The organism is Micromonospora sp. NPDC049559, assembly GCF_040676675.1.
GTDB lineage: Bacteria > Actinomycetota > Actinomycetes > Mycobacteriales > Micromonosporaceae > JBFAPK01.
On sequence record NZ_JBFAPK010000002.1, the window covers coordinates 350,756 to 377,629 of the forward strand.

Sequence of the window (26,874 nt, forward strand, 5' to 3'; positions counted from 1 at the left end):
GACGCCCGGCATCCGGCCCGGCGCCGGGCGCGTCACCTGTTGACCTTCCAGGCGTCGTGGATGAGGTTGGTGCCGCAGTAGACGGCAGCTCCGGCCGCGACGGTGACACCGAGCTTCGCCAGGTCTTTCTTGCTCGGCGCGCCCAGCATCGACCAGCCGACGACCGCCGTGGTGACCGCGCTCGCCGGGTACATCACCCCGCAGCGGAACGCGGCGCGGCCCGGGTTCTTCAGCACGTACTGCATCGTGTTGGTCGCCATCACCGACCGTCCGATCGAGCTGAATCCCCGGCCGAGGGCCTGGAAGCCGTGGCCGATCGGGCTGAACACCCGCTCGTACGTCCACTTGAACGGGGTGGCCAGCCGCGACATCGCCCGGCCGCACCGACCCCAGTCGATGTTGTGGACGAGCAGGTCGCTGTCGCCGGCCACCACATAGAAGGTGTGCAGGGTGTCGACGGTCAGGTTGTAGACCGTCTCGTACCGGCTCGACGACCCGACGTCCAGCACCTCGACCGTACGGTGCTCGTCGGACTCGATCCGCATGCCGGGCCGCAGGTCCTTCGCCTCGACCCAGCGCCGCTCGTCGCCCACCCAGAACGGGTGACCGTCGGTGGCGGTGACCGTGCCGGTCCCGTCGCCGGCGGTCCCGTCCGTGTCGACGGTGATCTCGGTGAGTGCCTTCATGCCGGAACCGGTGATGACGTCGGTGACGGTCTCGGCGGCGGTACGCCCGGTGGTCGGGTCGGTGGCCACCACCCGGTCACCGATGCGCACCTCGCTGATCCGCTTCGTGCCGCCGTCGGCCATCCGTACCTCGGTGTCGCCGGTGAAGCTGTTCCCGACGACCGCGCAGGCCGCCCCGGCGGCCCGCGGCGCGACCCGGGCCACGTCGTCGGCGTGCTCGATCGCCTGCTTGGCGCCGGTTCCGAGCAGCCGGCCCTTGCCGAGGCTGACGAAGTTCAGCGCCGTCCAACCGCAGGCCGCCCAGTCCCGGTCGGCGTAGGAACGCTGCAGGTTCTCGTCCGAGAAACAGTCGTTGGCGTCCTTGAGGCCGAGAACGTTCACGGCGTCCTTGACCCCTTCGGTGAAACCGGCGACGGCGTCATGGAAGTCGATGTTGCCGCTCTTGATGTCGCTCCAGGCCTTGCCCCAGTCGATGTGCTTGAGGTCGCTCAGCGAGACGTCGTGCGAACCGCCGTCCCCCGCGCCCGAGCCGCCGCGGATACTGGAGCCGCCGCCGGCCGCCGCCGCGGAGACGCCGCTGACCACCGGTCCCACCGCCGACACGGCCCGCTGGTAGATCGCGTCGGTACCGGCCCGGGCGTCGGCGACCACGTTCTTGGTGCCGCCGACCGACCGGGCGGGCAGGCGCGGCGTCGAGGAAACGATCCGGCTGCTCGGTAGGTTCGGGGTCCGCGCCGCCCGGCTCACCGGCCGCGCCACGTTGCGGGCCGAGGTGACGTTGGCGACGCGGGCCGCGTCACTGACGGCCTTGGCCCGCGCGTACGCCGCCCGCCGGGCGGCCTCCGGGTCGTAGCATGCCCCGCAGCTCCGGCCGCCGCCGCCCCGCGCCGCTGGTCCTGGCGCGTACGAGGGGTAGGTCCCCGACGCCCCGCTCGGCTTGCACTTCCTGACCTTGCAGGACTGGGCGCGCGCCTGGGCGGCGATGGCGCTCGCGATGCTCTGGCTCACGTCCATCAGCTGGCAGAAGATGGACTGGCACGGGGCGGAACAGCCCCACCCGGACATGGAGATGCACAGGGGGATCGAGAAGGACTCCACCGGGCACGGGCCGATCGGCACGCACCGCGACCTGGAGCGGTGACCATCGGGATCGGTGTGGTCGAGCGGCGCGGCCGAGCCGTAGGTGTACCGGTTGGCGTCGACCGAGGAGCCGCCGTCGTACCCGACGTCGTCGCGGGAGTCGAAGGTGCCGGTCGCGGGGTTGTACCAGCGGGCGCCCATGTCGACCTGGCCGGTGGCCTCGTCGGTCCAGTCGCCCTGGAAGCCGAGCCCGCCGGTGTCGCCGCTGGCGGCGGTGACCTGCCCGAACGGGTCGTAGGCGGTGAAGTCGGGCAGCCTGCTCAGGCCGGCGTCGGCCGGGTCGAAGCCGCCGACCACGTCGCCGTGGATGTCGGAGAGGCTGAACCGCTTGGTGCCGCCCCGGCCGGTGGCGAGCACCTCACCGTCGGGACCCCGGGCGTACGTCTCCGTACCGTCGGAGACCACCTCGTCGTCCTGTCCGGCGTAGCTGAACGCGGTGCCGTTTCGGGTGGCGAGGCGGTCGAGCCCGTCGTACGCGTACGTCTGCGCGCCCGCGCTGACCAGGCGGTCGAAGGCGTCGTAGGCGAACTGTTCGGTGAGCCCGGAGCTGGTCCGGGTCCGGAGGCTGCCGCGGGCGGTGTACGTGTAGGTGTAGTCGCCGTCGGCGAGCAGCCGGTTGCGCTCGTCGTAGCTCGCGGTCTTCGCCCCGGCCCTGGTCCGGTTGCCGGCGTCGTCCCAGTCGTAGCCGGTGGTGACGCCGGCGACGGTCTGACCGGTGAGCCGGCCCGCCTGGTCGTAGGTGTAGGTGCGCGTGCCGGCCCCGGCGGTACCGCTGGTCGTCTCGGCGCGCAGATGGTCGTCGAGGTAGTAGTCGTAGCCGGTCGCGGCGACGACCTGTCCGGCCGCGTTGGTCAGCGTGTCGGACTTGGTCCGGCCGAGGTCGTCGTAGTCGAGCGTGCGCACCCGGCCGGCACCGAAGTCCACCGTCCTGACCGCGCCCGCCGCGTCGTAGCCGAACCGCTGCGCCGTACCGGTGACGCCGTCGATGACCGAGACCAGCCGTCCGTCGGCGTAGCCGTACCCGGCGACGCCGGCGGCGTCGGAGCGGCTCACAGGGTTGCCGTCGTCGTCGTAGCCGAAGCTGGCGGTCCCACCCGGTCCCGCGGTGCCGAGCAGGTTGCCCCGGTCGTCGTAGTCGTAGGTGTTGGTGCCGGAAACCCCGTTGACGGAGCTGATTCGCCCGGCGGGGTCGTAGTGGAGGGTGCGTGCGGCCGTCGCGGCCTCCGCGCCGGACCCGGTCTCGCCGCTCACCCGGTTCGCGGCGTCGAAGACCTGCTGCCGCAGCACCCCGCCCGGGGCGCTGAAGCGCACCGGGTTGCCGTTGGCGTCGTACCCGGTGGTGAAGGTCCGGTCGGCCGCCGCCGGGTGGGCTGCCGTCGCCGGCTCGATCTGCGATTCCGGCAGGCCGAGGCTGTTGTACGTCGTGATCGTGACGTTGCCCCGGCCGTCGGTGTACCGGGTGCGGTTACCGGCCGCGTCGTAGCCGAACGTGGTGGTGATCGACTTCGTGGCGCTGACCGGCTCGATCTGCCCCGTCAACCGGTTCGCCGCGTCGTACTCGTAGGTCGTGCTGGCCTGGAGGGCGTCGCTGGCGCGGACTCGGTTGCCCGCCAGGTCGTAGCCGTAGCTCGCGGTGCGCAGCACCGTCCCGTCCGGCCTCAGGTCCGCCTCGGTCCGCACCTGCCCGAACAGGTCGTACCCCGTCTGGTGGGTACGCCCGAGCCCGTCGGTGGCGCGGACCTGGCGGCCCGCGTGGTCGTAGCCGAACTGGATCGTCACTCCGGCCGGGTCGGTGATCTTGATCAGCTGGCCGAGGCTGTCGTACGCGTTGGTCGTCCGCGTCCCCTTCGGGGAGAGCACGGCGGTGACGTTGCCGGCGTCGTCGTACGAGATGGTGGTGACCAGCGCCTTCGCGACCGGCTTCCGCTCGTGGACGGTGCCGGTCACCTGCCGGTCGAGGTCGTCGTAGGTGGCCTCGACGCGCGCCCCGCCCGGGTCGGTGGCCGAGAACTGCTGGCCGGTGCGGGTGTAGGTGTAGCTCGTCACGGCCCGCTCGTCGTTGGTCGACGCCGGCTCGTCGAGCGTCACCAGCCGGTCGAGCTGGTCGTAGGTCGACCGGACCACGTTGCCGCGCGGGTCGGTCACCTCGATCACGTTGCCGTTGCCGTCGTACCTGGTCCGGGTCGTGGGGACGAGCGCGTCCAGTTGCCCCGGCGGCTGGTACCGGGGGGCGGTCGTGGTCACCGCGCGGCCCAGGCGGTCGTAACCGGCGCTGCCGACGTTGCCGAGTTCGTCGCGGGTGTCGGTCGCCCCGTCGAAGGTGTCGTACCCGACGGTGGTGGTGGGCCGCGTGGTAGCCGCCGGCTGGCCGCCGCTCTCGGCCGCCACCGGCGCGCCCCTGGTGGTCACCGTCCGGGCCAGCTCGTCGTACGTGTAGCTGGTGGTGTACGCGGCCGGGTCCGCCCCGGCGGCGTTGCCCCGCGGATCGGTCTGGGATATCTGGAGTCCACGCTTGTCGTAGCCATACGTGCTGATCCGGGTCGTGTCGCCGTCGCTGACGGTCTCCCGGACCAGGTTGTCGCCGTCGTCGTAGACCCGGTCGACGACCTCGGTGACGACGGGGACCGTCCACGGCACGTTCGACGCCTTCCCCGAACGGGTGACCCGGGTGACGTTGCCGTTGCCGTCGTAGGTGTTGGTCTCGGTCCGGGCCAGTCCGGCCGGGTCGGCGACGGTCGAGGCCACGCGTCCGTTGCGGTCGATCGTGTACTGGACCACCGTCTGGCCGTTGTCGGTGACCTGCCTGGTCAGGTGTCCGGCGCCGTCGTAGTTGTCCTGCTCGACCACGAAGTCACGACCGCTGCCGTCCGGGTTGTGGACGTTCTTGCGCACCGTCCGGTACGGCAGGCCGTCCTTGTAGTACTCGTACTCCGTCCGGCGTCCCATCGCGTCGGTCTCGCTGGCCAACCGTCCGGCGAAGTCGTAGGCGTACGAGCGCAGCACCAGGTAGTCGCCGGTACCCGGGGCGGGGGCGCCGGCCGGATCGCTGTGCCAGTTCCGCAGCCGCACCTCCGCCACCTGGTTGCGCGCGGTGAACGCGTAGTCGTACCGGTTGCCGTTCGGGTCCGTCTCCGACGTGCGGTTGCCGAACACGTCGTAGTCGTAGGCGGTCTCGTTGCCTTCCGCGTCGGTCACCAGCACGGGCCGGTTGTGCTCGTCGTACTCCGTGGTCGAGACGCGCGGCTGGTCGTTGCCGAGGGCGTCGGCGACCTCGACGCTGGTGGTGTTGCCGTCGCTGTCGTAGGTGTTGGTGGTGCGCCGCTGGTGGCGTACTCCCGTCACCGCGTTGGTGGTCGCCGCCTCGGTCCTCACCCGCGGCCGGGACATCCCGTCGTAGGTCTGGGTGCTCACGACGCCGTCGGGGTAGCTGTCCGAGATCTCCTTCGCCGACGTCTGCCGGCCCAGCGTGTCGTAGGTGTACTCGACGACGAGCCCGGACGGTTGGGTGGTGCGGGCCAGGTCACCGTTGGCGTAGTAGGCGTACTGGGTCACCTTGCCCCGCCCGTTGGTCGAGCTGGCCAGCAGGCCCGCCGGCGGCGAACCCCCGCCGACCGCCGCCTCGGTGCCGGTGGTGTAGGTGTTCCTCAGCACCGTTCCGTCCGGCTCGGTCCGGGTCGCGACCTGGCCGGTCGAGTGGTAGGTGTAGCTCGTCCGGTAGGTGTTGTCCGTGGCGCTGGCCGAGCGGCCGTCCCGCACCTCCAGCGGCAGGTTGTTGCGCGGGTCGTACGGGTTGCTGACCGTGGCCGGATAGGTCGTGTAGCTGGTGTGGCACTCGGTCGCGGTGCGGCAGGTCTTCTCCGAGGTCACGTTGCCCCGGTCGTCGTAGGTCAACCACACCGCGTCGCCGTTCTCGTCCACGACGGTGACCAGGTTGCCGCGCACGTCGTACGAGAACGTGCGGATGCTGGTCCCCTCCGCGTCGTACCGGACGAAGACCGGGCCGTCGGAATCGTCCGGGATGACCGTGCAGAACGCCGGGTCGTTCGGATCGGGCTTGGTGCAGGTCGGCACGGGCGGTGGCGGGGGCGGGCTCGGCTCGCCCGGCGCGTCCTCCGGCCGGGCCTCGATGCCCAGCGGCAGGCCGATCCGCAGCACCCAGCCGCCGATGGCGTCGTACTCGTACAGGCTGGGACGACGCGCCGGGTCGAGCACCTCGACGCTGCGCCGCAGGTCCGTGTCGTCGCCGTACACCGCCGGCCGGCCGATTCGCCAGGTCCCGCCGTTGTCGTCGGTGTACTCCTTCAACCGGTCGGTGGCCACGTCGTAGACGGCCGACGCGGCCACCTTGCCGCTGGGCAGCGTCACCCTGCCGAGTTGGTCGGCCTGGCCGGTGCCGGCCCGGTAGTGGGCGCTTACCGAAGCCGGGCCGAGGGGACCGGAGTAGATCGCCACCTCGTCGACCGTGCCGGTAAAGAACCGCTGCGAGGCGGTGCCCCAGCCGGGCCAGGCCGCCGGGGTGGTGGCGTACGCGGCGCCGATCTGGTTGAACGTCAGCAGTGAGTGCTCGATCGTCTGGCCGGTCAGCTGTCCGGCCGGCGCCCCGTCGAGGTAGAGGGTCTGGGTGGTGCCCATCGCGGAGAGCACGGCGTGGTGCCAGCGGCCGTCGTTCACGGCGGTCGCCGAGGTGATCGGGTTGACGGTGCCGGTGGCGAACTGGCCGCGCAGCCGACCGTCGGTGCCCACGTACAACACCGGTACGCCGGTGCCGGCGGCGGTGCCGAACGCCTTGTCCTGGTAGCCGAGCAGCGGACCGCCGGAGCCGGTCACCGACGCCTTGAACCACAGCTCCACGGCGCCGTCCCGGGTCTTCTTCACGGTGCCCTTCGGCAGGTCGATCCGGCTGGAGGTGCCGTTGAAGGTGGCCGCGGTGTCGGCCGTGCCCGCCAGCGCGCCAGCCGTACCGAGCGTCACGCCGCTGTAGGTGCCGGCGTCCTTGCCCAGGTTCACCGCGACCTCGCTGCCCGCGGCGGTTCCCTCCGGCTCGCCCAACCGCCAGTACGACTCCGCCCGCGAGTCCAGCACCACGCTGCGGTAGTGCGAGCCGGCGCCGTACTCGTACGTCGTGCAGCCCCCGTCCGGCGCGCACACCTTGCCGAGCAGGTCGCCGGTGTAGGTGTAGTTCCAGGCCAGCGGCGCGCCGTTGACGGGATCGGTCCGCACGCCGGTGACGTGGTTGCCGGTCCAGGTGAACGTCAACGCGCGACCGGCCGTGTTGGTCTGGCTGTTGGCGACCTGGGCCTTCGACAGCTTCCCGGTCGTCAGGTCGTAGCTGAGCACGAGCGCGCGGCCGGCCACGTCGGTGATCCGGTTGAGCCGGCCGCCGAGGGAGAACTGGTAGGTGGTGCCGGAGGTGTCCAGCAGCTTCCACGACGACGCGTCGCCGGTCAGCGACGCGGTCCGCCCCCACGGCGCCGCGTAGGTGCCGTCGGGGTTGCGGCCGAACCGCACCGCCTGCCCATCCGGGTACGTCACCACGACGTTGCCCGACCCGTCGTCGTCCGGCACCAGCCGCATGTCGTACCGGGTCGTCCAGCCCGCGCCGAAGAGGCCGTCGCGGCGCGGGTCGAGGCTGTTGTAGGTGCGCAGCAGCCCGAGTTCGGGACCGACGGTCGCCACGGTGGCGTCCACGGCGGTGGTGGTGAAGTTGCCGGCCTGCGGGTCGAACTCCTGGTCGTCGCCGACGTACGGGGCGCCGGCCAGGTGCGAGGTGATCTCCGGCTGAGGCACCGCGGCCAGTATTGTCGAGTACGGCGAGACCACCTCCGTGGTGGCGTCCTTCACGTATGCCCGCCACTGGTACGCCTTTGTCCAGCGCAGTGTCCCGGCCGGCACCGTCCACGCGGTCTTGCCCTGGTAACCCGAGTTGACGCAGTTGATCGGCTTGTCGGCCGGGTCGTTTTCACACACCTCGAACTTGAACTGCAGCGCCAGCCCGGGTGGCGCGTCGATGTCCAGCGCCCGCGCCCACAGCTGCGGCGTCAGCGTCGGCGTCTGGTAGCCGTTCGGCGGGAACAGCTCCTGCACCACCGGCGGGATGTCGAAGACCTCCAGCACGAGCCGGATCGGCGGCACCTGGTGGTCGGTGAAGACCGGCCCGCCCGTCTTCACCATCGTGAAGTCCAGGAAGTACTGCCCCGGTGGCATCGCCTTGATCGTCGCGTCCAGGGTGACCCGCGCGTTGCGCGCCACCGTAGTAGTGAGGTTCGCGGAGCGCTGCTGCCCCACCGCCGCCCCGGTGCGGGCGTTGTACGCGCGGTACGCCAGGTAGTAGTCGCCGGGCGCCCACGCCGCGGCGCTCTTGTTGGTCACCGTGACCTTGATCTTGCCGTCCTGGTTCTGCAGGACGGTGGGGTTCGGCACCGGGTTCGGGATCGCGTAGGTCGCGTTGTACGGGCTGTGCGTCACGTACAACCGCGGCGGGTTCGCCGTGGCGGTGCCCGTGAACCGCTTGCCGGAGAGCGAGTCGGACGCCGAGGCGCGTAGCGAGAGGCCGTAGTTGGCCTGCGTGCCGTCCACCCACCGCTGCACCAGGTCGCGGCCGGCGCCGCCGAGGTTGAACAGTTCCCCGTCGGTCGGGCAGGCCGACGACGCCTGGCCGAAGCCGATGTAGCCGTGCGCGAACGACCGGCTCGTCAGCGCCGCCCCGACCGCCGGCCCCGGGTACGAGTAGCCGCTGCCACCGGACCAGGAACCCGTGACCGGGTGCACCGTCACCGGGCGCGACTTGCACGAATCCGAGTCGTAGTTCACCACCCACAGCTGCGCCCCGAAGATCGTGTGGTACTGCAACCGGGTCACCAGGTCGGTGAACTTCAGGTACGCGGCGGAGTTGGCTCCATCGACGGTACCGACGTAGAGGTGGTCACCCCCGGAGGCCGAACCGCCGCCCTGGACGTACATCGCGCTGTCCGCCGCCGCGCCGTACACCGGCAACTGCACCGTCGGGTCCACCAGCACCGGAAACACCCGCGCCGGATCGCGCAGCCAGGCGGTGTCCAGGGTGACCCGCAACGCCGGACCGCCGCCCGCCTCGACCAACTGGTAGGACACGCCGGTCGAGCGGGCCGGACCGGCCGCGCCGGTACGCGAGTCCACCATGTCGCCGGGCGGGATCACCGCGCGCGCCACCCCGGCCGCGTCGGTGAGGAGCACCTGTCCGCCGACGAGCTTCGCGGAGAGCCCGGCCAGCCGGAGCGGGAAGACGTAGGACGTCTCGGTGTCCGGGGACGCCAGCACCAGCGTCTCCTTCACTCCCGTCGGGCGGGACTCCAACCGCAGGTCGACGCCGGGACGCACGCCCGCGTAGGTGACCGCGCTACCCTCCACCGCGCCGCCCACGCCGACCGCGCCGGCCAGCCCGAACCCGACGCCGTGCCCCTCGTCGACGGCGACCCGCACCAGTTCGGCCGCGTCGGCGCGGGGCGCGAGGTCCAGCCGTACCGAGGCCGCGGCGTTGCGCCAGCCCGAACCCGCTCCACCCGCGGGGACCAGCTTCGTGTCGATCGGCTGCCAGCTGCCGTCGCCGGCCCGGAAGTTGAGCGGGGTTCCGGAGAACTCGGTCGTCTGCGTACCGTCGCCGTTGTCGTACACGCGCTCGTTCGCGGTACGGGCCTGCGGCAGTTCCCGGCTCGTCACCCGGTCGAAGCCGTGGACCTCGGGGGCGGGCGGCTGGGCCACCGAGGCCCGGTTCGTCGGCCGCTGGTCCCAGGTCACCCGGGGGTAGCGACCGCGCAGGGTGCCGGGAAGCGTACGGTTCGCCGGCGCGCCCTCCAGGTGGGACGCGTCGCGCGGGGGCGAACCCCAACGCTGCGCCGGACCGGCCGGCGCCGCCGTGCGGTCCTCGCGCCGCGGCCGGGGCAGCCCGGACACCCCCTCGCCGGCCGTGGTGGCCAGCACCGCCAGGCTGAGCCCCAGCGCCACCAGTTTGACCGGACCCGCCGCCAGCAGCCCGAACAGCCCAACCGAACGTACCCGTCGCCGCCGCGACATGAGCCTCGCCCCCGCTTCGCTCACCAGGTGCGGCGCGTCCACCGCCGCTCGGCCGGCCCACGCCAGCCATGATCGTGATCATCGGACGGCGAATGATAGGACGTCCAACCTGGACAGCCGGTGAACCGTGGGTGTCCGCCGGACGTCGCGCGGCTGGAGATTGGACGGTGGCGTTGGACGGTGGTGAATGCCCCCTCGGACCCGCGCGGCGACCACACCGGGCAGCCCTGGCGAAAGTGGTTCGCTCTTTTCTCTCCGCGTGATCGGCCCTCGCCCCGATCACGCCGCTCGTGTCCCGACGATTTTCGGCTCGTAAGCCACCAAAATGGGGCATACTGCGGGACGCGGCGGAGCCAGCCGTCACCACGCCGTCCGCCGGTCCCGCGCCGACGTTGACCGAACAGAGACGACAGGAGAAGAGACCGACGTGCCCGAGTACGGCAGCGAGAGCGAGAACCCGGCGATCCCCTCCCCCACCCCGAAGCCGAGCCGGCCGAGGACGAACCAGGACTGGTGGCCCAACCAGCTGAACCTCCAGGTGCTCCACCAGCACTCGCCCCGGGCCAACCCGATGGGCGAGTCCTTCGACTACCGGAGGGAGTTCGCGGCCCTCGACGTGGAGGCGCTGAAGCGGGACCTCTTCGCACTGATGACGACGTCGCAGGACTGGTGGCCGGCCGACTACGGCCACTACGGGCCGCTGTTCATCCGGATGAGCTGGCACGCCGCGGGCACGTACCGCATCGAGGACGGTCGCGGCGGCGGTGGCGACGGCGCCCAGCGCTTCGCCCCGCTGAACAGCTGGCCCGACAACGCGAGCCTCGACAAGGCGCGCCGGCTGCTCTGGCCGGTCAAGCAGAAGTACGGTCGGAAGATCTCCTGGGCCGACCTCCTGGTCTTCGCCGGCAACTGCGCACTGGAGTCGATGGGCTTCAAGACGTTCGGCTTCGGCTTCGGCCGAGCGGACATCTGGGAGCCGGAGGAGATCTTCTGGGGGCCGGAGGACACCTGGCTCGGCGACGAGCGGTACAGCGGCGAACGTGAGCTGGCCGGCCCGCTCGGCGCCGTACAGATGGGGTTGATCTACGTGAACCCGGAGGGGCCCAACGGGACGCCCGATCCGCGGGCCGCCGCCCGGGACATCCGCGAGACCTTCCGCCGGATGGCGATGGACGACGAGGAGACCGTCGCGCTCATCGCCGGGGGCCACACCTTCGGCAAGACCCACGGCGCCGCCCCGGCCGCCGAGTACGTCGGCCCCGAGCCCGAGGGCGCCCCGGTCGAGGAGCAGGGGCTCGGCTGGCGGAACAGCTTCGGCAGCGGCAGGGGCCCGGACACGATCACCAGCGGGCTGGAGGGCGCCTGGACGCCCACCCCGATCACGTGGGACAACAGCTTCTTCGAAACCCTCTTCGGGTACGAGTGGGAGGTGACCGAGAGCCCGGCCGGCGCGAAGCAGTGGCGCCCCCGGGACGGCGCCGGGGCGGACCTCGTGCCCGCCGCCCACGACCCCGCGGTCCGGTACGCCCCGATGATGGCGACGACGGACCTGGCGCTACGCGCCGACCCGACGTACGAGCAGATCTCGCGGCGCTTCATGGCGAACCCGGACCAGTTCGCGGACGCGTTCGCCCGGGCCTGGTACAAGCTGCTGCACCGTGACATGGGGCCGGTCTCGCGCTACCTCGGCCCGTGGGTGCCCGAGCCGCAGCTCTGGCAGGACCCCGTACCGCCGGTCGACCACGAGCTGGTCGCGGACGAGGAGATCGCCACCCTCAAGCGCATGGTGCTCGGCGCGGGGCTACCCCTCTCCCGGCTGGTCGCCACGGCGTGGGCGGCGGCGGCGAGCTTCCGCGGCACGGACATGCGCGGCGGGGCCAACGGGGCCCGGATCCGGCTCGATCCGCAGCGCAGCTGGGAGGTCAACGAGCCGGACCGGCTCGCCGAGGTGCTGCGCACCCTGGAACAGCTCCGGCGGGACTTCAACGAGGCGCAGTCCGGCGGGAAGCGGATCTCGCTGGCCGACCTGATCGTCCTCGCCGGTTGCGCGGCGGTGGAGCAGGCGGCCCGCGACGGCGGGCAGGACGTCACGGTCCCGTTCGCGCCGGGGCGTACGGACGCCTCCCAGGAGCAGACCGACGTGGAGTCGTTCGCCGTGCTCGAACCGAGGGCCGACGGGTTCCGCAACTACCTGCGGGCCGGGCAGAAGCTGTCGCCGGAGACGCTGCTGCTGGACCGGGCCAACCTGCTGACGCTGAGCGCTCCCGAGATGACCGTCCTGGTCGGCGGCATGCGGGCGTTGAACGCCAACGTCGGGCAGGCACCGCATGGCGTCCTCACCGACCGGCCCGGGACCCTGACGAACGACTTCTTCGTGAACCTGCTCGACATGCGGACGGAGTGGAAGGCGTCCGCGGCGGCCGAGAACGTGTACGAGGGCCGGGACCGCGCCACCGGCGAGGTCCGGTGGTCGGCCACCGCCGTCGACCTCGTCTTCGGTGCCAACTCCCAGCTCCGCGCCATCGCCGAGGTCTACGCCAGTGCCGACGGCCGGGAGAAGTTCGTCCAGGACTTCGTGGCGGCGTGGGTGAAGGTCATGAACCTGGACCGGTACGACCTCGCCTGACGCCGTCGGGCCCGCCCGTCCGCGCGGCGGGGCGCGCCGGTGGGGCAGGCCCGAGGGCGTCGGTCGTGGCCGGCCGCTGGCGCCGTGGCCGGCCGGACCAGGCCGGGGGTCAGGTACGGGCGGGCGACCAGCCCTCGGCGCGCAGCCGGCCCGCGTCGGCGCCCTCCCCGTGGAAGAGCACCCCGTTGCGGTCCGTCGCCATGATCCGGTCGACGTAGCCGCCGCGGCCCTGGCTGGAGGCGTCGGTGCTGCTGCTCCACCGCAGGTGGGTCGCCCCGTCCGGCAACCTGAGCGAGGCCCGCCACCACACCCGACCGCCGTAGCCGGTGACCGTGCCGTCGCTGCTCCACCGCTGCCCGCCGTGGCGCAGCGTCATCCGCACCGGCGTCCAGGTCGTGCCGCCGTCGGTGGAGGTCTCCACCCGCGCGCCGTCGAAGCGCGGCTCCGTGTCGTACCAGAGCAGGAACTCCGCCGTACCGCCCCGGGCCGGCCGGCGCAGCGCGGCGGTCAGGGTGACGGTCGCCGCGTCGCGCGGATCGGCCCGCCACGCCTCGGCCGAGCGGGGCCGCACCGGCATCGCCTCGGCGAGGTCGCGCGCCACGGCGCGGCGGGCGACGTTGTTGCTCCCCCAGTTCCGGTCCGGGTGCACCCGGTTGCTCAGCAGGATCACGAACGAGTGGGAGATCGGATCGATCACCAGGGACGTGCCGGTGAAGCCGGTGTGCCCGAACGTGACCGGGGAGGAGAGGCCCATCATGTACCAGTGCTTGTTCAGCTCGAAGCCGAGCCCGCGGTCGCTCTCCGGATAGGCCGCCTCCAGCGGCGCGTTGTAGTTGACCAGCATCGTCCGTACGGTCTCCGGCCGTAGCACCCGCCGGCCGCGGTACTCGCCGCCGTTGAGCAGGGACTGGCAGAGCACGGCCAGGTCGGCCGCGGTGGAGAAGACCCCGGCGTGCCCGGCCACGCCCCCGAGCGACCACGCGTTCTCGTCGTGCACCTCGCCCCAGACCATGCCGCGCCCGGCGTACGGCTGGTACTCCGTCGCGGCGATCCGCGGGCGCAGCCCCGGTCCCGGGTTGTAGCCGGTGTCGCGCATGCCGAGCGGGGCGGTGACCCCGTCGCGGACCAGGTCGGCCAGGGGCCGGCCGGTGACCCGCTCCACCAGCACGCCCAACGCGATCAGTCCGAGGTCGGAGTAGACGTACCCGCCGCCGGGGCTGGCCCCGGGGGCGAGCGGCGTGGCGAGCGCCGCCGCGAGCCGCTGCGCCGGCGTCGGGTACGCGCTCCACAGCGGCGTGAACGCGGGCAGGCCGGAGGTGTGGGTGAGCAGCATCCGTACGGTCACCGCCGCCTTGCCACCGGCGGCGAACTCGGGCACGTACCGGGCGACCGGGGCGTCCAGGTCGACCCGTCCCCGCTCGACCTGTTGCAGCACCACGATCGTGGTGAAGAGCTTCGACACCGACGCGAGGTCGAAGATGGTGTCGGGGCGCGCCGGGATCCGCTGGTCGGCGGGGAGCTCCACCCCGGGCAGCTCCGGGGCGGGCCCGACCGCGCCGTAGCGTACGGCGGTGCCCACGGCGGCGTGCTGCACGATCACGCCGTCCTTGGCCGCCAGCACCACGGCGCCCGCGTAGGTGGGGTGCGCCGGGTGGTCCGGGGTCGGTTCGAGGTACCCGGCCAGGTCGGCGGGCATCCGCGCCACGGGTTCGGCCAGCAGGCCGACCTCGCGCGCACTCCCGTAGCGAAGCGTGTCGCGCCGGAACCGGAGGTCGGCGGGGGTCACCCCGGGAGCGCCCGGTCCCGCCGCGGCCATGGCCGACGGCGCGTCCGTCCACGCGGCGGCGGCGCCATGGTGCGGCAGCGCGACGACCAGGACGGCCACGGCCAGGCCGACCGTGGCGGGGCGGCGCGGCCGGACCCGGATCGCGGCGATCGGAGACTTCCGCTGAAGCATCGTCCCTCCTACCAGCTCAGGCCGTGCCCGTACGGGTACAGCACGCCGCCGTCGGTCGCCGGGATGGTGACCGGCAGCCGCCCGCGCGGCGACAGCTCGCCGTGCAGCGCGCGCACCAGGGCGTCCATCGCCGCGCGCGTGTACGAGTACGTGACCAGATAGCTCTCCACCCCCGGCAGGTACGCCACGTCGTACGGATCTCGCACCGCCACCACGACGACGGGCTTGCCCGTGGCGAGCAGCGCCGCGACGAGGCGCCGCTGGCTGCCGCGCGGATCGGTGACGCCGACGTCCCACGCCCTGTTCACGAGCACGACGGTGAGGTCGTGTCCGGCCGCCGCGGCGGCCGTCTCGGCGATCACCTGGTCGGACGGCAGGGTGGCCGGCCGGGCGGTGACGCGGGCGCCCCGGGCGGCGAAGCCGGCCGCGACCGTCGCGACCGGGGCGAACGCGGCGGTATCCCAGCCGGTCACCAGCACCGACCGTTCCGCGCGGGGCAGCGGCAGCAGCCCGGCGTCGTTGCGGACCGCGGTGAGGGTGGGGTCGGTGACTCGGGCCACGGCGGCCAGGTGCTCCGGCGCGCCGACGGTACGGACCGCCGCCGCCACGTCGACCAGCGGCGAACGGGTCAGGCCCCGCCGGTACTTGAGGGTGAGCACGCGCCGGACCGACTCGTCGACGCGCCGTTCGGTCAGCTCGCCGGCGGCCACGGCGCGGAGCACCGCGTCCCGGGCCAGGCGCAGGTCCGGCGGCATGAGCAGCTGGTCGGCGCCGGCCTTGAGCGCCAGCACGGGCACCCGCTCGTCGCCGTACCGCTGCCGTACGGCGGCCATGTTGAGCGCGTCGGTGACGATGACGCCGCGGAAGCCCAGCTCGCCCCGGAGCACGCCGGTGAGGATCCGGGGCGACAGGGTCGCCGGATCGCCGGAGGGGTCGAGCGCGGGCACCACGATGTGCGCGGTCATGATCGACTCGACGCCCGCGCGGATCGCCTGGCGGAACGGCGGCGCGTCGATTCGCTCCCACTCGTCCCGGCTGTGGTCGATGACGGGCAGGTTGGTGTGGCTGTCCGTGCCGGTGTCGCCGTGGCCCGGGAAGTGCTTCGCCACGGCGGTCGTGCCGGCACCGCCCTGGAAGCCCGCGACCTGCGCGGCCGTCAGCGCGCCCACGAGGGCGGGGTCGGCGCCGAAGGAGCGCACCCCGATGACCGGGTTGGCCGGGTCGACGTTGACGTCGGCGATCGGGGCGTACGCCTGGCGGACGCCGACCGCGCGCAGCTCGCGCCCGGTGACCTCGGCCGCGGTGCGCGCGTCGCGGGGCGAGCGGGCCGCGCCCAGCGCCATCGATCCCGGGAACTGCGCGGCCGGGGGCGGCATCCGCAGCACCACGCCCTGCTCCTGGTCGGTGGAGATGAGCAGGGGCGCCCGGCCGGCGCGCCCGTCACCCAGCGCCGCGCGCTGCAGCCCGTTGGAGAGCGTGGCGATCTGCCGGGGGGTGTCCAGGTTGTGCGACCAGGAGAAGTAGCAGACCCCGCCGAGCCCGTACTCCTCGACGACCTCGGCCGGCGTCTCGACGCCGAACGCAGCCAGGTTGGCGGCTCGGTCGGCGGCGCTCGGCTCGGTGGCGTCGCCGCCGTAGACGTAGGTGGCGAAGAGCTGCCCGACCTTCTGTTCGAGGCTCATGTGTCGCAGCGTCGAGGTGACCCAGCCCCGCTCGCCGGCCGGCGCGGGCGGTACGGACGCCCGCGCGGGCGGCGGCACGAGGGGGACACTCACGGCGGCGACCAGGACGGAAGCGATGACGAGACGGGTCTTCATAGACGACGGCCTCTCAGTCCGGGTGGCTGAAACTTAGCTACACGTCTATGAATCGTCAAGAAGCTTTGCTGCATACGCGGGGTCACCGGCGGGCCACCGGGCCCCGGCGACGCGCGTCGGGCCGACCCCGGCGGGAAGGCCGAGGGCGGCCCGACGCGGGCGCGGGCGGGTCAGTCAACCGAGACCGGGAAGGCCGAGGGCGGCCCGACGCGGGCGTGGGCGGGTCAGCCGACGGAGGCCGGGAACCGCTCCCAGACCCGGTGCGCGGCCAGGAGCCGCCGTACGCCGGTGAAGACGTCGACGCCGGAGTCGCCGGTGACGACGCCGGGCGAACCGCTCATTCCCGAGCGCCGCAACAGCTCGCCCCCGGCTCCCCACCCGCCGATCGCCTTGGCGTGCCGCCAGCACTCGTCGAGCAGCAGCAGTACCCGGGAGTCGACGGGGACCGACTCGGCGGCGCCCGCCTTGGCGTCGCGCGCGGGTACCGCGTCCGGCGCCGGCGGCGGCGCCGTGGCCAGCAGGAGCGCGTCGAACTCGACCGAGCGGGCGGTGGCGAAGGTCCGCTGGACGGGCACGTCCGCGATCGTGCCACCGTGCGGGGCGACCAGCAGCGGAACCATCCCGGCGGCGAACACCGCCGCGCGCAGTTGCCCGATGCCGTCGAGATCGGAGTCGGCGTCGACGACGATCCCGACCACGCGGCCGTCGGTCGGCCACTCCCGACCGACCTGCGACAGCGCGGGACTCGGTGTGGTCTCGGCGAGCGGCTCAGTCGGCTCCGGCGCGGGCAGGCCGAGACCGACGGCGACCTGCGCGCAGAGCGTCGGGTCGATGTTGGCCAGGCACCGGAGCTGGCGCTCCTTGATCGCCTGGTGATAGCACTTGCCCAGCTCGAACGTGTAGGCGCGGACGATGTGCTCCTTCTCGACCGGGGACATGCTCTGCCAGAAGAGCCGCGCCTGGCTGTAGTGGTCGTCGAAGGAGGCGGGGTTCGCGCGTACCTTGGGCGCCTCCGCGACCCGCACCGGCACGTCCACGAACGCGTGCTCCCCGTCGCCGGCCGGGAACGGGTTGCCGCCGTCGAGCGAGTTCGGCCGGTACGGTGCGACGCCCGCGTGCACGGCCTGCTGGTGGAAGCCGTCGCGCAGCATGTCGTTGACCGGGGCGTGCGGTCGGTTGATCGGGATCTGCGGGAAGTTCGGCCCGGCCAGCCGCGTGATCTGCGTGTCGAGGTACGAGAAGAGCCGGCCCTGCAGCAGCGGGTCGTTGGTGACGTCGATCCCCGGCGGCAGGTGGCCGACGTGGAAGGCGACCTGCTCGGTCTCGGCGAAGAAGTTCGTCGGCGTACGGTCGAGCGTCAGCCGCCCGACCGGCTGCACCGGCGCCAGCTCCTCCGGCACGATCTTCGTGGGGTCGAGCAGGTCGATCCCGGCGAAGGTCTCCTCGGGCGTGTCCGGGAAGACCTGGATGCCGAGTTCCCACTCCGGGAAGGCGCCGGCCTCGATCGCGTCGTACAGGTCACGGCGGTGGAAGTCCGGGTCCACGCCGCCCAGCAGCTGCGCCTCCTCCCAGGTCAGGGAGTGCACGCCCAGCTTGGGCTTCCAGTGGAACTTGGCCAGCACCGTCTCCCCCGACTCGTTCACGAGCCGGAAGGTGTGCACGCCGAAGCCCTCCATCATCCGGTACGAGCGTGGGATGCCCCGGTCGGACATGTTCCACATCGTGTGGTGCTGGGCCTCGGTGTGCAGGGAGACGAAGTCCCAGAAGGTGTCGTGCGCGCTCTGGGCCTGCGGGATCTCGCGGTCGGGGTGCGGCTTGCCGGCATGGATGATGTCGGGAAACTTGATGGCGTCCTGGATGAAGAAGACCGGGATGTTGTTGCCGACCAGGTCGAACGTGCCCTCGTCGGTGTAGAACTTCGTCGCGAAGCCACGGGTGTCGCGAACGGTGTCGGCCGAGCCGCGCGAGCCGAGGACGGTGGAGAAGCGTACGAAGACCGGCGTCTCCCTCCCCTTCCTCAGGAAACCGGCCTTCGTGATCTCCTCGGCGGTCCCGTAGCCCACGAAGACGCCGTGCGCCCCGGCGCCGCGCGCGTGCACGACGCGCTCGGGAATGCGCTCGTGGTCGAAGTGGGTGATCTTCTCGCGCAGGTGGTGATCCTGCAGCAGGACCGGGCCGCGCGGTCCCGCCTTCAACGAATGGTCGGTGTCGCGCAGCCGCGCCCCCTGGGCGGTGGTCAGGAAGGCCCCCTGCTGACCGTTCGCCGTCGTCGGCGCGCCCGTCTTGGCGCCGGTCGGCGTACGCGTCTCCGGGGCGCCCTGCTCCTTCTTCGGCGGCAGCGGCTCGCGCGGGGTCGTCGGCTCCTCGACGGTGGGCGGAGCGCTGCCCGGGGCGCCGGGCACGTCCGGGGTCAGGGCGTCGGCCACCTTCTCTGCGGCGGCCTCCACGACATTCCTGACCGCCTTGGCGGGCTTGCTGGATTCCATCTGACGGGGTCCCTCCGTCGAGCGGCTACGAGCAGATGGGTAGTCCGTACCCCGGGGTCAATCGCACAAAACGTACCGGACGGGGTGAATGACCCCGGTTCGTCCGGAGTCGGCTCCCCGGACCGGGCGGTAGGGCTGGCCCCACCAGCGTTGGCCGACCGGTCGTGGTGCGCGGCCGGCGCGGCTGGCGGACCCGTCGGCAGCGCGCCAGCCGCTGACCCGACGGGAAGGCCCCGTCGGATCAGCGGCCAGAGGTCACCCGACGCGGACGATGCTCCTGCCGCGGGTCGCGCCGCCGGCCAAACTCGCGATCGCGGTCTCGACGTCGGAAAGGTCGTACTCGGCGGTGATGTCGATGCGCACCGACCCGTCGGCGACCAGCGCCATCGCGCGGGCGGCACTGTCGGCCAACCGCTTCGGGTGCGTCTGGCTGGCGAGATTGCTGTTGTAGGTCATCAACGACTGACCCTGCATCAGCAAATCGTTGGTCGACACGGTGACCGGCTCGAACGTGGCGATGTTGCCGTAGACGACGATCCGGCCGTGCGCCGCCAGCCGCGCCAGACTCGCCAGGCGGGTCCGGCCTCCGATCGGATCGAGGATCGCGTCGAACGTCTCGTCCCCGACGGCGTCGGGGAAATCCTCCCGTACCAGCACCTCGTGGTAGCCGAACCGGCGAGCGTAGTCGACCTGGTCGGCGTTGCCGACCACGCCGACGATCCGCTCCGCGCCCGCCACGGCGGCGAACTGACCGGCCATGGAACCGACCCCGCCGGCCGCGGCGTGGATCAGCACGGTGTCCCCGGGCCGCACCCGCGCGATCGTGTTGATCAGGTCGTAGGCGGTCGGGGTCACCCACCCGAATCCCGCGGCGGTACGCGGATCGACCTGGGCCGCGCCGATTGCCAGGATCGCCGGCGCGATCACGATCTCGCCGAAGCCGCCACCGCCGATCAGCCCGGCGACCTGCTCGCCGATGCGGGCTTGGTCCACGCCCGCGCCCACGGCAACGATCTGGCCCGCTGCCTCGAACCCCGGCACGAACGGGCGGGGGATCGGGAAGTGTCCCGCACGGACGAGCACGTCACCGTACTGCACCCCGGCGTAGGCGACCCGGATCGCGACCTCACCGGGACCGGGTACGGGTTCGGCTACCTCGCCGACCCGGAACTGGTCGTCGGTGTCCAGCACAATAGCCTTCATGACTTCAACCTTCTGTCGCGACTCAGTATCCTGATACTCAGGAACCTAAGCAGTATCAAATACCTGAGTCAACTGAGGTGATTGTGACATGGCTGACGTGCCGGTCGAGGAATACCTGTGCACCCGCATCCGCCGCGCCGAACAGGCACTGATCAACCACCACGAAGCCGTGCTGCGCGGCTACGGGCTGACTATGACCCAATACACCGTGCTGCTGGCACTCTCCCGCGAAGACGGCAGGTCCGGCGCCCAACTCGCCCGCGCCTGCGGGGTCACCCAACAGAGCATGGCAAGCGTGCTGACCGGCCTGCAGAACAAGCGACTCATCGACCGACAGCCGTCACCCGTGCACGCGAAGGTTCTCATCGCCACCCTCACCGACGCCGGACGTACCGTCCTCGACGGCGCCTACCAGGAAGTCATCGTGCTCGAACGTGCCCTCACCGACCGGTTCACTCCCGACGAACACAAGCAGTTCTGCGAGTTCCTGGACCGCGCCACCGCCATCCTCATCGAACAGACGCCCAGCGCGCACGCGAACCGGTGACCTGTCACACCCGCCGACCGCGGAGAACGCCGGGCCGTCCCGTCCGGATTGTCGCGCGGTACTAGCCTCCGTCCGGTGAGCGAGAGATCAATCCCAAGCACCGGACCGAACGACGGCTGGCCGGAGCTGTCCACGGCCACCGCGCTCGCGGCCACCGACCCACAGGCCGCCCGGCGTCAGGCGACCCGGCTGACCGGCGCCATGCCGGTCGCCGCCGTACCGTCCTTCCTGGACCACGCCGCCGCCCGGTTCCTCGCCGACGGCCGCCCCGCCGAGGCGACGTACCTCTTCGACCTGGCCCGGCAGATCGAGGAGACCCACGAACTGCTGCTGGGGCTCGACCAGGATTTCGGCCGCGCCCACCGGAGCTTCGTGGAGTTCGCGCCGTCCGGGGTGGTGACCCCGGCCGCCGTGCACCACCGCCTCAAGCGGTTGGCCCGCCACCCGGACCGGCGGGCGGCGCACCGGCAGGCGCGGGAGATGGTCGAGGCGTTCCTCGACGCGGGCCGGATTCCGTACCCGAAGGTCTTCGTCGAGCTGATGCCGCTGGCCGTCGCGGCCGGGATCGCACCGGCCGACGAGGAGGAGTCCCTGGCCGAACGGATCCTGCGCGCCGGCCTGTTCTCCGCCGCCGCACTGCCGACCTGGGAGGCCGCCGCGCCCGCCCTCCGGCGGCTGTGCGAGCGCCGGCCGGAGTTGACCGACCTGCTCGTCGCGAGCCGGCCGGCCGACGACGTCTACGACGACGCGAAGCTGACCGAGCAGCTGCGTACCGTCTGGTTGGAGCTGCTCGTCGCGGTCGGCGCCGGCACGAGCCTGACCCGCGACTGGTTCTTCGCGCTCGGTCCGACGACCGCCCACGCGCTCGTCGAACTGGCCGACCAGGCCGGGACGCGCCTGTTCCCACCCGGCGCGCCACCACGGCCCGCGCCGGAGGCCGATCCGGCGATCGGTACGCCGCCCCCGCCAGTGCCGCCCGCCGCCGACGCGGACCGGCGCGCCCGGGACGAGGGGCTGGTCTTCCGGCGGGGCGGGACCGACCTCGACGCGCTGTTCGAGTCGGCGGAGCGGGATCCGGCGGCCGGGGCGACGCTTCGGCGCGAGTTCGACGCCTTCGTACGGGCGCTCGGCACCTACGACAACGTGGACTACCCGGCGGTGCTGCGCCACGTCTGGGAGCATCCGGGCGCGCGCCGGCTGCTCGACGAGCAACTCGCCGGGTGGTTGGTCGAGGCGGGCTCCGACGACCTGCCCGGGCTGGAGTTCGCGCTCCCCCGCCTGGTGCCGCTGGTGGAGGCGGGCTTCGCCGACCTGGAACCGGGCCGGTTGGCCGACTTCGTACCCACCGATCCGGTGGACAGCCTGCTCGGGGCGCTGCGCGGGGGCCTGCCGGAGGAACTGCGTTTTCCCACCGTCACCCGCAAGCAGGGCACCGCGGAGGTGAGCGTGGTCCAGCACGAGGGACACCTCACCATCGGCGTGTGGGGCCTGGCGATCCAGGTGCACGACGAGACCAGCGACGTCGTACACCGCGAGGCCCTCACGTACCCGACCGACGCCCTGCCCTGGTACGACGGGAACCGCTGCTACCTGTCCCGCTACGCCGACGGGGTGCGCCAGACCTTCCGGCTCGACGGCGAGCACGGGTTGAGCCTCGACGCCGGTACCGTCTCGCGCTGGCCGCACGGCGCGCCCCACGCCACGCTGACCTTCCCGGGCGCCGAGGCGCCCAGCCTGGTCCGGCTGAGCCGCGGCGAGATCCGGCTCAGCGCCCCGGACGGCCGCACCACGGCCCGGCTCCCGTTCAGCCCGTTCCAGCGGGTCGAGGCCGGGACCCGGCCCGTCCTGCCCCCGCCGGGCTGGTGGCCGTACCTGCGGCCGACCGACCCGGCCGGCTCGGCGGCGCTGCGGCAGCTCGACCGCGACACGGTCGCCCGGCTGGTCGACGCCGCGCTGCGCGGATCGGGGGCGAGCGGCGCGGAACTGGCCCGCTCGGTGCCGGAGCTGACCGAACCCCGGCTGCGCGCGGCGGTGCTGTCCCTGACCGAGCGCGCCGCGGCGGCGTTGCTGCTGGTGGTACGGCTGCGGGACCGGCTCCGGCTGGACCGTCCCGCCGGTCTGCCCGGACTGCTGCGCAGCGGGTCGGGGCTGCGCCACGGCCGGGCCGTCGTCGACGTACCGTCGATCCGGACGCTGGCCGGCCTGCTGGCCGACACCGCCGCGACCGCCTCGGCGAACCGGACGCTCCACCCCCTCGGCACGGTGGAGCTGCCGCCCCACGCCGGGAAGGTGTACCTCTCGTTCGGGGAGCTGGGTAGCCGGGCGGTCGAGGCGGCCTGGCCCTGGACGGCGGAGTACGTCCGGACGCGGCTGCTCGACCGGCTGCGGGCCTGGGGCGACACGCCCTGGGGCGACGGCAGCGGCCGGCTGCGGCGGCTGACGTTCAGCTCCCGGGCGGGCCGCCAGCAACCGCGCGGCGACCTGTGGCGTACGCCGAACGGCGCGCTGGTCGTGGTCGACTACCACCCGCACGAGAGCTACGGCGCGAACGCGATCGAGTACTCGCCGGACGGGACCTTCGAGCCGTTCGAGCTGCCCGGCTGGTCCCTGAAGGGCCCGCCGGTGCCGCAGGGTTGGGGCGGGGCGGACCGGATCGCCGCGTACGACCGGCTGCTGGCCGAACGCGGTCCGGCCCCGTACGACGTGGACGCGGTACGGGAACTGGCCGCGCGTACCGGACTGGCGGTGGCCGAGGTGGCGTCGGCCTGCTTCGGCTATCCGTTCTTCGTCGGGCGGGAGGCGGAGGTCGAACGGTACCCGCAGGAGGTGCTGGACCTGTTCCACGATCCGGCGACCGACCGGCCGGGCAAGTCGCCGATGTCGTACCGGCTCGACCGGTGGATGCGTCCGGTGCTGATGCCGGACGACCCGGCCGACCTCTGGACGCGCGGGCTCGACGTCGACCGGCTCGTCGCCTGGTGGGAGCGGCACGGCGAGGTGATCTCCGCCGTCTGACCCGGGCCGACCGGTCCCGCCCCCGGGGTCCGGACCCGTCGCCCCCGAGCCAACCATCTCCCGGCACGACGAGGCCCGGGAACCACCCTCGCCGCATGCCGTCGCCCGGCTGGCTATCCTCGCCGCATGGCGAGGATCCGCAGGCGGAGGATTCGCGTCGACGACGTCGAGTACGGCTGGGCGGTCCGCCGGGCCGACCCCGGTCGGGTCGTGGTCACGGTCTGGCCACTCGCCCCCGGCGGCGCTCCGGTGGAGTTCCAGGTGGACTTCGACGACCCGTGGCTGAACTACGGGCCGATCATCACCACGCCCGCCGACCGGGTGGCCGAGGTGTTCGCCCTGGACCCGGTCACGCCGCGGCTGGTCGCGGAGCTGATCCGGGAGGCGGTCGCGGACGGGTGGCGGGTTCGAGATGGCACCCGGTGGGGGCGGCCCGGCCCCGGCTGACCCGAGGGCATCCCTTACCGCAGCCGGCCGGTACGGCGACGATGGACGCATGCTGATTCCGCCCGCCGCATTGCTGCTGGACTTCGGTGGTGTCCTCGTCGACTCGCCGCGGCCCCAGACACCCGCCCCGCCCGCCCTGGTCGAACGGCTGCACACGCTCACCGGCCGCGCGGTCCCGGTCGAGGCGATCGTCCGGGACATCACCGCGGGAGCGCGCCGGTTCGCCCGCTGGCGCGACGAGACCAGCCAGGACGAGGGTCCGCTGGAGGTGACCCACGACCGGATCTGGGACGAGTTCATCACCACCGGCTGGCCGGCGGCGGCGCGGGCGGCCGTACGGCGGGAAGCGACCTCGTTGACGTACGCGTGGGCGTGGGGCGACGGGTGGGCCGTCCGGGAGGGCATCGCGGAGGCGCTGCGCGCGGCGGCGGCCGGCGGGATCCCGATGGTGGTGGTGAGCAACGCGATCAGCGGTGCCGCGCACCGGGACTTCCTCGCCTCCGCCGGCCTCCGCCCGCTCTTCGCCGCCGAGTTCTACAGCGACGAGGTGGGGATCCGCAAGCCGAACCCCGAGCTGGCCTGGCGCGCGGCGGAGGCGGCCGGCGTACCGATCGGCAAATGCTGGTTCGTCGGCGACACGGTCGACCGGGACATCGCCTGCGCCCGTCGCGCCGGCGCCGGGGCGGCGATCCTGATGCGCTCGTCCCGCACGGCCCGGGCGAGAACCGTCCGGGAACTCGTGCCGGACGTCGTCGTCGACGACGGGTACGGGCTGCTCGACCTGCTGCGTCGGGCCGGGCTGACCTGACCCGGGCCGCGGTCGCCCCCGCCTGCCCACGGACCCGAGCCGGCCGGCGGCCCCGAACCGGCCCACGACCCCGAACCGGCCCACGGCGCCGAAACGGCCGCTCCGGACCGACCGCTCCGGACCGGCGCGACCGGCGAACCCGGCCCTTGAGCGGGTTCGGCATGATGCTGCGAGGCAGCACACCCGTCCGCACGGAAGGCGGCAAGGATGGACTATCAGAGCGCGCTGGCGTCGCTGTTCCTGCCAGAGGGACGCCTCGATCCGTATCCAGCCTACGACGTGATCCGGGCGCACTCGCCGGTCTTCCAGGCGCTGGACGGCCGCTGGTTCGTCACCACCCACGCGCTCACCAGCCGCCTGCTGCGCGACCCGAGCCTGCGCGTCGCGGACGCCGCCGACTACGACGGATTCTGGCCGGACTGGCGGCACAACCGCGGGGTCGCCTCCGTCGTGCTGTCCATGCTGCAGACCAATCCACCGGACCACACCCGGGTACGCCGGGCGGCCGCGGCCACCTTCACCGCCCGCCGGGTCGCCGCGATGCGCGACGTCATCGCCGACCAGGCCGAGGAGCTGATCAAGGCGATGCCGGCCAGCGCGGACTTCATGAGCGCGTTCGCGTACCCGCTGCCGATCGGCGTGATCTGCGCGCTGCTCGGCGTTCCCGAGGCGGACCGGCCCTGGTTCCGGCAGCGGACCGCCGACCTGACCGTGGTGCTGGAACCGATCAGCACGGAGGAGGAGATGCGGCTCGCCGACGTGGCCGGCCGTGAACTCGAGGCATACTTCGTCGACCTGATCGAGGAGCGCCGACGCGCACCGCAGGAGGACCTGACCAGTGCGCTCATCGCCGCGCACGACGACACCGGCGGCGCCGGGCTGACCGGCGAGGAGTTGCTCGCCAATCTTGTCCTGCTGCTGATCGCCGGCTTCGAGACCACCACCAACCTGCTCGGCACCGGCCTCCACATCCTGCTGGAGCATCCCGAGCAGGCGGACCGGTTGCGCGCGGACCCGGACCTCGCGCCGGCGTTCGTCGAGGAGATCCTCCGGTACGACTCCCCCGTGCAGCTCACCACCCGGTTCACCACCGACCCGTTGAATCTCGGCGACGGGCCGCGGCTCCCCGCCGGCGCGCAGCTGACCATGCTGCTCGGTTCCGCCAACCGGGACCCGGCACGCTACCCCGACCCGCACCGGTTCGACCCGGACCGTCCGAACATTCAGCCGGTCTCGTTCGGCGGCGGCGCCCACTACTGCCTCGGCGCGCCGCTGGCCCGGCTGGAGGCGCAGGTCGCGTTCCCGCTGCTGCTCACCATGCTGCCCCGGCTGAGCCTGGCCGGCCCGGCCGAGCGCCGCGACCGCCTGGTCCTGCGCGGCTTCGCCACGCTGCCGGTCACGACCGGGATCGGGGCGGACGCCGGCGCGCCCGGCAACTAGGACACGGCCCGGGGACGGTGACGCGCTCCCGCCGGCAGAGGGGATCAGCGAGAACGGGATCACCGAGGGCGGAGCAGCCCACGTTCGACCAGATAGCCGCGCAACGTCTCCGCGTCCTCGGCGGACATCAAGCGGCGTGGGATCACGGTCGCCGGCATCCGGCCGACGTACACGATCCAGAACTCGGGGGTGTCCCGCACCTGGGTGACCCCGTCCCAGGCGATGCCGCCGGACTCCGAGCCGCTGCGCATCATGATGTTGTCGTCGGTGATGTCGTAGGCGCCCGCGACGGCGTAGCTGCTGGAGCGGCGCCGGGCGCGCCAGCGCACCCACGGCGGGTACAGCATCGAGAGCAGGCCCGCCGCGACCATGGCCAGGCACAACGACGAGACCCGGTCGGCCCACGCCGATCCCCGCGAAACGGCAAAAACGATGGCCCCGACCGCTGCCAGCACCGCGCCGATATAACCGTACCTGCGCAGCCGAACGCTGCTGAGCGCAGCCGCCACGCGGCCTGGATAGGCGGGGTCGGCTGGGACGTCGAAACGGATGTGCACGCCAGAACGATAGTGCTCCCACCCGCCCCCGGGCAGCGCGCGACCCGCGCCCTGCCTTGAAGAGCCGCGGGGCGCCGACTCCGTGGCCGGGACCGC

General features: G+C 72.8%; 12 protein-coding genes. 6 read left to right on the top strand and 6 right to left on the bottom strand.

Annotation, left to right across the window (positions count from 1 at the left end):
* Positions 1-32: 32 nt before the first annotated feature.
* Complete coding sequence (locus tag AB0J86_RS04580) at positions 33-9,875, bottom strand: polymorphic toxin-type HINT domain-containing protein (RefSeq protein ID WP_363852479.1); 9,843 nt, start codon at positions 9,873-9,875, stop codon at positions 33-35.
* Between the two features lie 427 nt (positions 9,876-10,302).
* Between AB0J86_RS04580 and katG the strand changes: the two genes are divergently transcribed.
* Positions 10,303-12,501 (top strand): catalase/peroxidase HPI, encoded by a 2,199-nt coding sequence (gene katG / locus AB0J86_RS04585; protein WP_363852481.1) that lies wholly within the window; start codon positions 10,303-10,305, stop codon positions 12,499-12,501.
* 109 nt (positions 12,502-12,610) lie between these two features.
* On the opposite strand, the gene AB0J86_RS04590 is transcribed toward katG, so the two are convergent.
* From AB0J86_RS04590 to AB0J86_RS04605, 4 genes are all read right to left on the bottom strand, one after another.
* Positions 12,611-14,458 (bottom strand): serine hydrolase, encoded by a 1,848-nt coding sequence (locus tag AB0J86_RS04590; RefSeq protein WP_363852484.1) that lies wholly within the window; start codon positions 14,456-14,458, stop codon positions 12,611-12,613.
* A gap of 8 nt (positions 14,459-14,466) precedes the next feature.
* Positions 14,467-16,233, bottom strand: coding sequence for a glycoside hydrolase family 3 protein (locus AB0J86_RS04595; protein WP_363852487.1), 1,767 nt, complete (start codon positions 16,231-16,233; stop codon positions 14,467-14,469).
* 266 nt (positions 16,234-16,499) lie between these two features.
* On the bottom strand, positions 16,500-18,761 hold the full coding sequence (locus tag AB0J86_RS04600) for a catalase (protein WP_363852490.1): 2,262 nt from the start codon (positions 18,759-18,761) through the stop codon (positions 16,500-16,502).
* Positions 18,762-19,016: 255 nt separating this feature from the next.
* Positions 19,017-19,964 carry a zinc-binding alcohol dehydrogenase family protein gene (locus AB0J86_RS04605; RefSeq protein ID WP_363852493.1) on the bottom strand — a complete coding sequence of 316 codons (948 nt, stop codon included), beginning with the start codon at positions 19,962-19,964 and terminating at the stop codon, positions 19,017-19,019.
* Between the two features lie 88 nt (positions 19,965-20,052).
* Between AB0J86_RS04605 and AB0J86_RS04610 the strand changes: the two genes are divergently transcribed.
* From AB0J86_RS04610 to AB0J86_RS04630, 5 genes are all read left to right on the top strand, one after another.
* On the top strand, positions 20,053-20,511 hold the full coding sequence (locus AB0J86_RS04610) for a MarR family transcriptional regulator (protein ID WP_363852496.1): 459 nt from the start codon (positions 20,053-20,055) through the stop codon (positions 20,509-20,511).
* 75 nt (positions 20,512-20,586) lie between these two features.
* Positions 20,587-23,526 carry a hypothetical protein gene (locus tag AB0J86_RS04615; protein WP_363852498.1) on the top strand — a complete coding sequence of 980 codons (2,940 nt, stop codon included), beginning with the start codon at positions 20,587-20,589 and terminating at the stop codon, positions 23,524-23,526.
* A gap of 126 nt (positions 23,527-23,652) precedes the next feature.
* Positions 23,653-23,973 (top strand): hypothetical protein, encoded by a 321-nt coding sequence (locus tag AB0J86_RS04620; protein WP_363852500.1) that lies wholly within the window; start codon positions 23,653-23,655, stop codon positions 23,971-23,973.
* A 49-nt stretch (positions 23,974-24,022) separates the two neighbouring features.
* Positions 24,023-24,781, top strand: coding sequence for an HAD family hydrolase (locus AB0J86_RS04625; protein ID WP_363852503.1), 759 nt, complete (start codon positions 24,023-24,025; stop codon positions 24,779-24,781).
* A 207-nt stretch (positions 24,782-24,988) separates the two neighbouring features.
* The gene (locus AB0J86_RS04630; RefSeq protein ID WP_363852505.1) at positions 24,989-26,221 is read left to right on the top strand and encodes a cytochrome P450; all 1,233 of its coding nucleotides are present in this window, start codon (positions 24,989-24,991) and stop codon (positions 26,219-26,221) included.
* Between the two features lie 59 nt (positions 26,222-26,280).
* On the opposite strand, the gene AB0J86_RS04635 is transcribed toward AB0J86_RS04630, so the two are convergent.
* Entirely contained in the window at positions 26,281-26,778 is a 498-nt protein-coding gene (locus AB0J86_RS04635; RefSeq protein ID WP_363852508.1) for a YcxB family protein, read from the bottom strand.
* Positions 26,779-26,874 lie beyond the last annotated feature (96 nt).

Coding starts and splice junctions, on each gene's coding strand:
- AB0J86_RS04580 (WP_363852479.1), bottom strand. CDS start 9,875: ATGTCGCGGCGGCGACGGGTACGTTCGGTTGGGCTGTTCGGGCTGCTG.
- AB0J86_RS04590 (WP_363852484.1), bottom strand. CDS start 14,458: ATGCTTCAGCGGAAGTCTCCGATCGCCGCGATCCGGGTCCGGCCGCGC.
- AB0J86_RS04600 (WP_363852490.1), bottom strand. CDS start 18,761: ATGGAATCCAGCAAGCCCGCCAAGGCGGTCAGGAATGTCGTGGAGGCC.
- AB0J86_RS04605 (WP_363852493.1), bottom strand. CDS start 19,964: ATGAAGGCTATTGTGCTGGACACCGACGACCAGTTCCGGGTCGGCGAG.
- AB0J86_RS04610 (WP_363852496.1), top strand. CDS start 20,053: ATGGCTGACGTGCCGGTCGAGGAATACCTGTGCACCCGCATCCGCCGC.
- AB0J86_RS04620 (WP_363852500.1), top strand. CDS start 23,653: ATGGCGAGGATCCGCAGGCGGAGGATTCGCGTCGACGACGTCGAGTAC.
- AB0J86_RS04625 (WP_363852503.1), top strand. CDS start 24,023: ATGCTGATTCCGCCCGCCGCATTGCTGCTGGACTTCGGTGGTGTCCTC.
- AB0J86_RS04630 (WP_363852505.1), top strand. CDS start 24,989: ATGGACTATCAGAGCGCGCTGGCGTCGCTGTTCCTGCCAGAGGGACGC.